At 36.8% G+C, this 402-nt stretch carries 1 pseudogene; it reads left to right on the top strand.

Annotated features, from left to right (window positions below):
* Nucleotides 1–402 (top strand): annotated as a pseudogene (locus ACNPNW_RS06130) (copper resistance protein B); the annotation flags it as partial.

Here is a 402-nt window from a genome sequence, read left to right as displayed (position 1 = left end):
TTGCTAATAGCAGCACTTCGGAACAAGAAAGTAATATTACAAATGGTATGAGAGTCTTATTACAGGAGTCTGGTGGCTTAAGATATAGCCCCCAAGAATTGTATCCAGAATATTATTCAATGGAAAATGCAAATGGGGGAGATAATATTATTTTGACTGCAAGAAAGAGATCAGACGGATCTCACGATGATCATCTTAAAGAACATGGCGGACAAATTTATCAAGTAACAAGACTTGAAAATGCATGGATGGTTGATGAAGACGGTAAGGGCAACCTAGGAACAAAGCTTGAAACTTTGATTGGAACAGATGAAAATCGTCTATTTATTGAAGCCAATTCGGAAAAGTCAGAAAGTAATGATCCAAAATATGCTGTATCAGCACTTTATAGCCGTAACGTAG

The organism is Acinetobacter endophylla, from assembly GCF_053543775.1.
This window is presented reverse-complemented; position numbering and strand designations above follow the sequence as displayed.